General features: G+C 34.3%; 7 protein-coding genes. All 7 read right to left on the bottom strand.

Features of this window, described 5'->3' with window-relative positions; translation table 11 throughout:
* Positions 1–137 precede the first annotated feature (137 nt).
* The 7 genes from MYRA21_RS13770 to MYRA21_RS13740 all read right to left on the bottom strand — a co-directional run bounded on the left by MYRA21_RS13770 (position 138) and on the right by MYRA21_RS13740 (position 12,202).
* Complete coding sequence (locus MYRA21_RS13770) at positions 138–1,271, bottom strand: hypothetical protein (RefSeq protein ID WP_235279933.1); 1,134 nt, start codon at positions 1,269–1,271, stop codon at positions 138–140.
* 262 nt (positions 1,272–1,533) lie between these two features.
* Positions 1,534–2,244, bottom strand: a complete 711-nt coding sequence (locus MYRA21_RS13765; RefSeq protein ID WP_039329444.1) for a sterol desaturase family protein — start codon at positions 2,242–2,244, stop codon at positions 1,534–1,536.
* A gap of 115 nt (positions 2,245–2,359) precedes the next feature.
* Complete coding sequence (locus tag MYRA21_RS13760) at positions 2,360–3,847, bottom strand: S41 family peptidase (RefSeq protein ID WP_039329442.1); 1,488 nt, start codon at positions 3,845–3,847, stop codon at positions 2,360–2,362.
* Between the two features lie 329 nt (positions 3,848–4,176).
* Positions 4,177–5,676 carry a calcineurin-like phosphoesterase C-terminal domain-containing protein gene (locus MYRA21_RS13755; RefSeq protein ID WP_039329440.1) on the bottom strand — a complete coding sequence of 500 codons (1,500 nt, stop codon included), beginning with the start codon at positions 5,674–5,676 and terminating at the stop codon, positions 4,177–4,179.
* A complete protein-coding gene (locus tag MYRA21_RS13750; RefSeq protein WP_235279931.1) occupies positions 5,676–7,469 on the bottom strand; it encodes an alkaline phosphatase in 1,794 nt (597 codons plus the stop codon). The genes MYRA21_RS13755 and MYRA21_RS13750 overlap by 1 nt, the downstream gene beginning before the upstream one ends.
* A 62-nt stretch (positions 7,470–7,531) precedes the next feature.
* Entirely contained in the window at positions 7,532–9,121 is a 1,590-nt protein-coding gene (locus MYRA21_RS13745) for a RagB/SusD family nutrient uptake outer membrane protein (RefSeq protein ID WP_039329436.1), read from the bottom strand.
* Positions 9,122–9,133: 12 nt separating this feature from the next.
* Positions 9,134–12,202 carry a TonB-dependent receptor gene (locus MYRA21_RS13740; RefSeq protein ID WP_006258981.1) on the bottom strand — a complete coding sequence of 1,023 codons (3,069 nt, stop codon included), beginning with the start codon at positions 12,200–12,202 and terminating at the stop codon, positions 9,134–9,136.
* Positions 12,203–12,305: the final 103 nt, after the last annotated feature.

Genomic DNA, 12,305 nt, shown 5'->3' with positions numbered 1-12,305 from the left:
GCTAAAGGTACAAAATGACGAGTACTACAAAAAGATAAATCTGTTAAATTAGAATAGTTTTTACTTCTGTAGATAGTAGCTTAATTTTTAAACTATTAAACACAAAAAAAGCCAACATTTAGTTGGCTTCTCTTATTTTATTTCTGTTCGTCTAAAATGTGAGTTGGCTTAATCGTAGAATTTAACCTTAGTATTTGTTTACTTAATACATCTTCAAAAGTAAAGTCTTTTAAATGAACATCTCTTCTAAACAACTCTGGATTGTTCACTAAAGCGATTATAAAGTCTGAAAACACCTTATTACTCATAACTGTTGGATCTAGTACAGCACGTGCTCGTACAAGCTTCTTATCAGATCTCCTATAATAATCAAAAACATACTGATTAGGCTTTTTCCAATCGCGCTTACCAAAGTTTTCAAAGTAAACATCTGAGATAGATTCCTTATTATTGGTCCTAGCAGTTACCCTTTTTTTGTCAAAACCAACGTTTATCATTGAGGCAACATTTAGATACACCTCTTCTCCTTCTACTACAGGGCAAGCTTGTTCATAGATTAGAATCATATTTCCCTCTCTTTGTAAGAATATATAATGTAACTCCTTATTTTCATTTTCGATTTTCCATACCATGCGCTCTTTTTTATCATCTAATGAAGAGTACAAGGTAGCAGGAGTAGCTAATCCATTTAAAGCTACTTCTTCTTTTTTTAAGTCTTTATCCCATGATGTAATCCATTGTCCATCTACATAGTCTTGCTTTAAAGGTAATAGACTCCCTTCATGTAAATCATAGAACTGCCCACGTATAGAATCGTTCTTATCTAACTCACTAGATAATAGTGTGTAGTAATGATAATCATGATCTGTAGTATAACGATATCTCGGAATAGCATCTTCATAATAAACGATATCAAGATCATTAGAGACATTTTCTTCTACTAATAGTCCTTTATATATCTTTCCTTCTTGATATATAGCGTTTACTTGTATTGTATCTTGTTTATTCTCTACCTCTATATATGCCTTAGCTTGCTGATCATAAAGTGAAATAAACTTTAATCGATCCGTTAACATAGATAATGTATTCGGATATGATGCTGTCTTCTCTACAACTTTCAAACTATCATTAACAGTAGAAGTTTCTACTAGATAATTGATATCTTTTAGCTTAAGAGTATCTCTATGTATAGAATCTGTCACTGTAGTATGATCTTGCGCATATAGTACTCCTCCTATACTTAGTGCCAATAATACAATACCCTTTTTCATATTTTTCTTTTTAAATAACATAGTATGCATAATCCTAAACTCCTTGTCTAAAACCATGAATATCAAATTTACAAATTTCAAATGACAAAAAAATAAAATTACGTTTCCAAAAACAATTAAATAGATAGTTATAAACCACTATATAGATATAGACACCATTATATATCAACACCTTACAAATAGAAACAAGTAAATCACATCATTATAATGATAGCAAAAAAATTAGTACCCTACTAATATTCAAACGTTTACAAGGCATATACTATACTTTTCGATACGTTTTAAAAAGTTTGTCCCATAATAATGTGTAAAAACCATAATTACAGTTCGGATCTTGATGATGAATATTGTGAAACAAGGTAAGACACAGTATATCTCGTGTCCAACGCTCAAAGTAAGTATTCTTAAACACATCCTTGTCTATATGACCTATAGTTCCCCAAATAAGATTAATAAGTAAATAAAGTCCTATCGAAAAAGTGTCAAAAGGATATAGACACAACAACAAGATAAACAATAGCCCAAAACCAATAGCCTCTAGTGGATGTAATACAAATAAACTTATCGCATTAACACTGTTGTGCTCATGATGTCTCAGATGTGCTAAAGGATAAAAAACAGGAATATGAGCTAATCTGTGAAATACATACATCAGAAAGTCCATACCTATTACTAAACCAAGTGTTTGTAGAGCTATAATAACTATAGAGCTCCCTTCTAGAACATGAATATATCCATATTTATGCAGCCCTACTCCTAATACAAAAACGGCTGCATTACACAGCAAAACAACAAATGATAATATTAGATCTCTTCTAGTAATCTCTTGTTTTATTTCTTGGATATACTCTCCCTTCTTACATCTGTTTAGAGTCAAATACAAACCAATAGATACACCATAGAACAGTATATTCAATACTATACTAAAAAGGATTAGTTGTGTAATAGACATTCCGATCACTAGATCTAACATGGTTCTCCATTTATATTATTAATAATCAAACTTACAAAAAACATATAATAAAAAGGATGACTGCTTGAGTCATCCTTCTACATCTTATATCTATATTTATTTAGAGTATTCTTAATTACTGTTCTTCATTCTGAGCTTGTCTCTTTAGTAGATCTAAAGCAAATGTAAGTTCAGGGTCTTCTTCGTTTAAGATACTTCTATAAAAACCTTTTTCATCTACAGTATAGTCTGGTAGTACTCCTCTACACCCCTTCTCTGTACTGATAGAATTATTAAAGAACACTTCTGATCGAGGCAAATCTACCACTGTCTGCGTATTAGGCAGTTTATAATTAATAAACCATAATGCAGTAGTGAAGTTACTACATGTACGTGTCTCTTGTCCTATGATAATCCCTCTTTTATTCTCCTTAAATAAAGAAGCAAAATACGCTGCTGCAGACACTGTATTATTATCTATTAATAACATCGTATTCCCTTCAAAGAAATAACGATCACGAGGATAGTTCTCTACATAAGACTCATCTAATCGATTATTACCATAATAGTACTCATCTCCTTCTACCTCACTCTTATCATATCGCTGGAACATAAAGTTGTTCATATTCTTAATATCCATATCAGAATACTGTCTACCACTAGCATCTATCAGGTTCTCACGTACATTGATGTCTATTACCTTAGTTGCATATCGATAATTGTTCTTAAACACTTTTTCTTGTGATATAAAAGAGTAAAATAAAGGAATATTACTTAGATATCCTCCTCCATTACCTCTGATATCAATAATTAAATTCTTCACTCCTTCTTCATTAATCTTCTCAAAGAAAGAACTTAATTTCTGGTAGGCAAACTCTTCTGAAAAAGCAAAAGTCTTAATAGTTAAGCAGTATGTATCGTCATTGACCTTCTGTCCATAGATTCCATAAGAATAACTAATGATATCTACTGGCAATATTGCTTTCTGTACGTTGTAATAATTTCGTGCATAGTTAACTGCCTTCAGTGTAGCTTCTTTACTCTCTACAGCATTTAGACTATCAAGATAAGTGATTTTATACTCTTGCTCAGGACTCATTAAAGACACATAGAACGAAAAGTCTTTAGCATCATCAGCCTCTATACTTCCATCCGTTGTTACATTAATACGCTTTAAGTAATCTTCTGATTTTACATCATTTACTTTTGTAATAATACTTCCTACAGGTATAGTAGGGTTGTGTTGATTCACAAACACCTTTCCATCATAAACAATGGTATTAATTGGGAAAAAAGAAGTTTCCTTTGTAAAATCCTCAAAAACGGTACTATCTGTACTCAAAGAGGAATGAGCATCGTGAATTAGAGGAATCGGATTAGATAACAAGAAATTAGCATAAGAAGGATTCTCTTCTAGTTTTTTTCTTATTTCTGCAACTTTTGCATCCAAGTCCTTTTCACTAATAGTTCGAAATGGATTAGGATGTTGCTTTTTTATAATATTAATAAGTATATCAAAATCATTTAAATAATCTTCTTTCGTCAACTCCGAATATTTCTTCTGTCCTAATACAAAAGAACTACTCAATAATAAGGCAATTAATAATAAACCTTTTTTTATCATTCCTGTTCTCAATTAAATTATCTAAAATAAAGAATTTATAGCATTTTAAAACATTATTCCAAAAGCAATTTATGCAAATCTCTTTATTTCCTAAGCATACAAAGATAAAGTTAAGCATATACCTACGCAACTTTTACTAGTATGTATATTATAACAGCTAATTATCAATTTTATTATTTTATAAAAGTTAAAAAAACAATCTTTTTTAAAACAACCTACTTTGTGCTTTTAAATAGGGTTCAAAAAAAGAAAGGTGACCTCGCCAGGCCACCTTCCAATACAAACACTACTAATCTAAAAAGTTGAAACAACAACTTCTTACAACAAAACTATTTTGGGGTCCACAAGACACGATTCTCCACATGATTAAGACCGTATCTAGGATCAATAGCTTTTACTTTAATTAACTGAGGTCCTTCTTTTAAGCCCATAGGTATTGGCATACGCCATAAATGTTTACTCTTCCTTTTAGCGTCTACTAAAGGAGAGGTTTTCATATTTTTATATCGCCCTTGATTCTGTAGCTCTATTAAACGGGTATAATGAGGGTCTACTCCTTCATAGTACTCCATCTTTTGCCAACTTACACCATCGAAGCTTATTTCAACATCTGTATTTAGATCTGCCGCAAATACATTTGCATAAACATATCCATCGTTTAAGTGTTCTAAACTCTTATCCCACTCTTGTACTTCTGGAGTCCAAATCTGAATCTGTTTATCCTCAGCTCTACCAGATACTTTATAGGATAAGTTATAATCTCCTTTTTGTGTCTCTAGTGTCCAGTATCCCTTCCAAGTACCATCATACATCATAGCAAAAGGGATACCTTCGATATCATGAGGCCCTTGCCACCACGCACCACAAACAGCTCCAGCTACTAATTGATGTACAGGTTTTTTATTATCTCTTTCAAAGTACTGATGATACTGTGTATGTGTATGTCCTACAGCTACAAAGACTTCTTTATAGTCCTTAAACAAGTCTAGAAACTCCTGCTTATCTTCCATAAACTCAATAGGAATATGCATCATCACTTTTACTTTATCATACTTTAGAGCATATCGCACCAGTACATTTTGTATAAAAGCTTTTTGTACCTCATCTATTGTTCCTATATATTCTTTGTCATTTACAGGAAGTATATTATTAAGTACTAAAATAAGTTCCTCTCCATATTCTAATGCATAATAAGAAGGGCCAAAAGCTTTCTTATAACTACTATCTCTATCTTGAAGTGTTAGACCTGATCCAAAGTTTAAATCGTGATTTCCAACCACATAATATATAGGACTACCGATTACGCCTAATGCCTGTGATAAAGGTTCAAATACTTCTAAACGATCAAAAGCTAAATCTCCAAGCGGAAAGATTAAATCTGGAGGTGTGGTAGCTAATTCGCTTACCACGAGTTTTTCTACGTGATGAATATCATCCATTACATCCGACTGCAAATCTCCCAATAAAACAGCTTTTAGAGGTTTATCTTCCTCTTGCTTATACACAGGGAAATCATAGCTCTTATGTTCTTCTCCAAAGGGAATATAGAACTCAACTTTATTAGACTTTGACAAAGGAGACTGATATCCTGAAGGCTTGATTAAAAAGATTTGACCTTGCTCTAAACTGTTGATCTTATATTCACCTTTAGCATTAGTCACAACTAAATCCTTGCCATTACTGATCAAAACATCTTTCAACAGAGGTTCTCCTTTATCGTATTGCCTATTTTGATTGCTATCTTCAAAAACTCTACCTTTTACTTGTGTCTGTTGTGCCCAAGCTCCACTCGTTATAATAAGACTTATACCTACTAATAAGCGCTTCATTAGTTATCTAGATTTAAGAGTTTTATAATCTTATGGTACACTTCATTATTCTCATAAGCACCTCTAAACTCACCCGATTTAGGCCCGTAAGCAAAAATAGGTACCATAGTTCCTGTATGATCATGCGAGATGAAATCTCCTTCAATAATGCCTTGTTTTACATCTCCTTGTGGAATTGCAAAACCACCTGTCTCGTGATCTGCTGTTATAATAACTAAGGTTTGTCCGTCTTTATCTGCAAATTTTAAAGCTTCTGTTATCGCTTTATCGAAGTCAATTCCCTCTGTTACAATCCCCCCTGTATTATTAAAATGACCATAAGAATCTATTTTAGCTCCTTCTACCATTAAAAAGAAAGGTTGATCTCCTTTTGACAAAAAGTCTAAACTGTGTTTAGTAGATTGGGCTAAAACGTCTGTTCTTCCTTCTATTACGCCTTTTAATCCTCCTTCTCCTAAGAAATAACCAACACGAGCATCCTTACTAGTACTAAGCTGTTCTACTTGCTCTAGTAAAGTAAACTCTTGCTTTAGATTCACATTGTTAAAAGACTTCTTTCCTCCACCTACAAAGAGAGAAAGTTGACTTTTTAATAAATCTTGAGCTATTAGTGAGCTATCATCTCTATCTTTTTGATGTGCATAAAAAGCAGAAGGCGTAGCTCCTGTTAACTCATCTGTGGTAATTACTCCTGTTTTATAATTAAACGGCGCTAAGTACTCTGTCATATTCTTTAAAGGCATTCTATCCATTCCCATCCCAATAGAGCGATTATAGGTTTTCTGACCTGTTGCTAAAGCAGTTCCTGCTGCTGCAGAGTCTGTTGTAAAATCATCTCCTGCTTGCGTTTTGATCAAGCCTACACTCTTCAACTGAAGTAAACTTAAGTCACCCCCGTTGGCTAAAGCAGCAGAAGATATCTGTGTCAAGCCATTTCCATCCCCAATTAAGAGAATAACATTCTTAATGGGTAAATCCTTATCGTCATTTGCAAATGTTGGCTTATAGATCTCAGATACTGTTTTATTATGATATACAGCACGATCTAAGTTTTTTAAGTATGTCTGTGCTAGATAAGGATTATCAGTATTGATAACATCAATGCCCATATCATAAAACGCCTTAAATGCTGTTTTTCCATCAGGAGTTCCCCAAAAGCGAACTTGTTTACCTTGCTTGTGAACTAAGTCTATTACTTCTTGAAGTTTTTGTCTTTCTTCTTCTACCATGCGCCCCTTACCATTCCAGACAGAGTAATCTTTAAAATTAAGACTTACCATAGCTACTCGTTCCCATAGCGTTGCATTTTTTAAAGGAGTTAAACTCTGGTGATCTAATTTTACATAGGTTGGATATTGTTCAAAAACTTTTGTATCTGGCTTATTCCCAGAAATAACAAAAGTGATATCTTGTTCTTTAATTAATCGTTCATACTTCTTCAGTACTGGTAATAATAGCTCCATAGACTGATTTGCATTTGATTTTAAATCAATTAAAAAACTAAGTCCCTTTGCCTTACCGATACCTAATTGAATAGCTTTTTCTAATGATTCCAAATACAAGCTTTCTATCGTTCTATTTACTTGTACAGAACTTACTTCGTGTGCTACATATAACTTGCCTTGTTCTATGACTAAATCTATCTCTATGGACTCTGCTCCATTAGAGTAAGCCGTCCAGAAAGGAGTAGATTGATGATAATCATTATGAGAGTGTATTTTATAATTTTTTGATTGAGCATTAGCCATTAAAACACTCGAAATAAAGGCTATAGATAAAAAAAGTCGTTTCATTGTGTTGCATAAAAAGAGGGCTAGCCCCAAAAAGGTAGCCCTCAATTGGTTTTGAAATTAAATTACCATCCTACGTTTTGTTGTATTCCTGATGATTGTACAGCCCTATTTGGTATTGGCCATACATGCATATAACTTGAATCAAAGTTTCTAGCTTTCCATACCTCTGATACCTTATAAGGAGAATCAGGGTTAGAACGATCTTCATGAATTCTTCCATAAAGAGGTTTTCCATAAGCCTCTTTTGCATCTCCCCATCTTACTAAGTCAAAATGTCTATTGGCAAATTCTCCAGCTAACTCTACTCTTCTCTCATGTTTTAAGTCTGCCATTGTCGCCCCATTCTTAGGTGCTAATCCAGCGCGCTTACGCACCTGATTTAATGCCTGATCACCATTCTGCCCAAGCATGATTTGAGCTTCTGCCTTCATTAGTAAAATCTCAGCATAGCGCATTAGAGGAACATTGTAATTCGTTGTAGGTTTATCTCCATTCATATTGATAAACTTCCCTAAAGCATCTTCTGTACTATACTCATACATATACTTGTTAAACTGAAGTCCAGACATCGAGTTCTCTGAAGAGTATCTTTTGGTCTGTCCAAAGTAGCTGAACTCATCTCCAAAGACTAATAGCGTTACTGCTCTACGTGCATCCCCTTTTTCGAACTCTTGGTATAACCCCTCAGTAGGTGTAAAATACCCCCATCCGTTATAAGCTCCCCATCCTTTGTTCTCTAACATACAGCCCGGAAGAATACTTCCTCCTTCTATTCCAGAGTTTACAGACCAGATATACTCACTCTTCCAGTTGTTTAAAGCACTGTGTAATTCTCTGTAATCTTTAGAAGGATTACCTGTATTGACAAGTGCTCTTCCTGATCCAGAATTTGTAACTGCGTCTGCATACTTAATTACTTCATTAAACTTAGAAGAGTCATATTGTGCCCAATATAAATAAGTCTTTGCGATATAGGCTAAAGCAGCATCTTTATGTGCTCTACCATAATTATCAGCTGAATAAGAAGTAAAAAGAGGTAATAACTCTGATGCTTTTGTCAAATCCTGAACGATATGGTCATAGTTCTCAATCACGCTTTTTGGTCTTGTATAACTTCCTGCTGGTTGAGACATATTAGCCTCTGTAATAATAGGCACACCACCATTATTTCCATTATCTCCATACGTATGCGCTAGCCAGAAATAGAAGAAACCACGCATAAAATAAGCCTCTCCTAGTACTCTCTTCTTTAATGATTCACTGATTTTCATTCCAGGAACATTAACAATGATATCATTAGCTCTTCGGATTACTTTATAAGCATTTTGATAAATACCATTGATATAGCCCTCATCCCCATTTAGGTTAAAGTTTTTAATGTTATCTGCTGTTGCATTAAGACGTCCTGTTACCATATCGTCAGAAGCATTAATATACCAAAAGAACCCTCTCCCGAACATTTCATCTTCCATCATCATCTGATACAAGCTATTAGCCGCCTCTGTAGCATCCTGTTCTGTTTTCCAGAAGTTCTCATAAGATGTATTTCCTTTTGGATCTAACTCTGTAAAATCAGAACTACAAGCTCCTAGTGATAAGATTGCTGATAAACCTAATACTAAGCTATATTTAGATAAACTATATTTTTTCATAATTATAAGTGATTAAAAAGTAAATAAGAAACCTCCTGATATTGTTCTTGACACAGGATATCTTGCTACGTCCATTCCTACACCTCCTACTTCTGGATCTATACCATCATATCCAGTAATCGTAAATAAATTATCTCCAGACATGAATATTCTTAAGCTAGATTTAGGGGATAGACTATTCATTACACTCTTAGGCATAGTATATCCGATTGTTAAGTTCTTTAATCGTAAATAAGAAGCATCTTCTAAGTACCAACTAGAAGTCGTTCCGTAGTTTTGATTATCATCCTTAGTAGATAATCTAGGAAGACTAGCATTCGGGTTATCAGGAGTCCATGCTCCCATCACACGACTATCTAAATTATATCCTTGTAAAGAAGCATTGTAAGCTGTGAACTTATATCCGTTGAATACTTTCACATCACCTACTCCTTGGAAGAACATACTTAGGTCAAAGTTTTTATATTCTAAGTTTAAACCAAAACTATAAGTAATCTTAGGTAAGTAAGCGTTCATAAACTGCTTATCATTATTATCTATCTTACCATCTCCATTGCTATCTTCAAACTTAAAGTCACCAGGTTTAGCATTAGGTTGTATTAATTTACCCTCATTAGAACGGTGCGCATCAATCTCTGATTGCGACTGGAAGATTCCTAAATAAGGAACTAAATAAGTAGAATAAAGCGGTCTACCCACTACAGATCTATATGGAGAAAGCACCCCACGAACATTATCTCCATGAGCGATATAATCTATTCCACTTTGGTTATATCCATTTAAGTTTACTAGTTCATTTTCTAAGAAACTTGCATTCCCAAAGATCTTATAGTTTAAGTCTCCTATATGATCATTGTAACTCAATGACAATTCGATACCTTTATTCAGTACTTCACCACCATTTACATCTGCTGCTGCTGTACCATGGTGAGCATCTTCTAATCCTGGAATGATCATCCCTTTAGTACGCTTACTAAAGTAATCAGCCACTACGTTTAAACGTCCATTAAAGAAAGCAGCATCTAGCCCAATATCAAAAGATTCTGATGTTTCCCATTTTAAGTTAGGGTTAGACTGACGGTTTACATAAGTCCCTTTACCTGTAAGCATACCATCCTCTCCCATAATAATATCACTATTGCTAAGTGGTACATCAAAAGAATAATAGCCTACAGAATTAATGTTTCCTATTTGCCCCCAAGAAGCTCTTAATTTTAATTCACTTATTGCATTTACATTAAAGAAGTTCTCTTGTGATATTCTCCATCCCACAGACGCAGAAGGGAATACTTCTGATTGGTTATTCTTAGCTAGACGTGAAGTAGTGTCCTTACGCAAACTTCCCGATACGAAATATCGATCATCGAAGTTATACATCACACGTCCTATCAAAGAAGTTAAGGCATCTTCATACACCTCTGTAACTGGCTTTCTGATGATAGAAGCATTACCCATATATTGGTTAAATGATTCTTCACTTCCAAAACCTTCTCCTTGTACAGAAATATAGTCGTAATTTGTTTTTTGCGCTGAATGAATAGCTGTTAAATTAACATCATGCTTACCAAATGTCTTGTGATAAGTCAACTGGTTATCCCATATCCAATGGGTTTTTTCGTAGTTATTTTCTAATAGGTAGTTATTTAAGTTTGTTCTTCCTAACTCTGGTGCCTTAGGCGTAAATTTCTTATACTTATTACTTGTATAATCATAACTATAAGAAGTCTTGAAGGATAACCCATCAACGATATCATAGTTTAAATACACATTGGCATTTAAGAAATTCGTTGGATTAGATGTTGTAGGTCTTAGCAGTAATGCTACTGGGTTATATACATCTCCATACGCTCCAGCAAACTGTGCTAAATCATGAGGGACTACTCCTCCAAATTTACCATCAGCATCGTATACAGGCGCTGCAGAAGGCATATATAAAGCACTGATAACACTTCCTGAATAAGAACTTGTAGTATTAGTACCAATAGCATTTGTATTTGAGTAGTATACATTCTCTCCAATAGTAACTTTATCAGTCAGCTTAGTATCTGCCTTTAATCTAAAGTTATAACGTTCAGAAAATGTTCCTATTAAAGTTCCTTCTTTTTTATTATACCCAAGAGAAGCAAAATAATTCGTATGGTCAGAAGCTCCAGAGATACTAGCATCTACATTGTGCATAGCTGCTGTTCTAAAGATTTCATCCATCCAATTTGTTCTATTCACTTGTCCCCACGGATTAAGTAGAGCATCATGCGCAGACTGTCTAGGAACTCCTGCATTATCTGCTGCCATATTATATACAGAAGCTTGCCCTTGTGCATCTAATGGTGTTGGTAGATTTGTAGCTTTTGAAAAACCTGTATACACATTTAAAGAAACACTAGGATCTCCCTTTACTCCTTTTTTAGTTGTAATTACAATTACTCCTGAAGCAGCTTGAGCTCCGTAGATTGCAGCTGCAGCCGCATCTTTTAAGATAGATACAGATTCAATATCATTTGGGCTAATTGCTGGTCCGTAATAAGGCACACCGTCTACTACAGTAAGTGGAGCCTCATTAGCTAATGAACCTGAACCACGAATAACCATCTTACTGCTCTCAGAAGGATCTCCTCCTTGCTGCGTTACAGTTACCCCAGCAACTTGTCCTTGTAAGAAATCACTTAAATTAGACACTGGTCTAGAAGCAACTTGTTTAATATTGTCCACTGTTGCAATCGAAGTGGTAATATCTTTTTTCTTTGAAGCTCCATATCCAATTAGAACAACCTCATCTAAGATATTGCTGTCTTGTTCTAAAAGGATACTTACTAATTGAGCGCCTTGATAGTTGATCGTTTTCGTTTTGTATCCTAAATACTCCACAGAAAGAGTACCCGCTTCTTTGGCTAATTCTAGCGTAAAATTCCCATCGGCATCCGTAGTTACCCAAGTAGAATTATCCTTATTAGCGATTACTGTAGCAAAAGAAACAGGTAGGCCATCACTTTTGCCTGCTACCTTTCCTTTTACTATCACTTGTGCATGTAAGAAAGTACTACCTCCTATACATAACAGCCATACTAAGAAATGTCTTTTCATAAGATTGATTACATTGATATTTCACTTTCGAAAGTACTTCTGCTTTGTATAATACAGGGGTAATTTTCTTTCAGTCAAGTGTAATAATCTTTCAGTAAAAGGC

This window comes from Myroides sp. A21, from assembly GCF_000807225.1.
GTDB classification, from domain to species: Bacteria; Bacteroidota; Bacteroidia; order Flavobacteriales; family Flavobacteriaceae; genus Flavobacterium; species Flavobacterium odoratimimum.
This window is presented reverse-complemented; position numbering and strand designations above follow the sequence as displayed.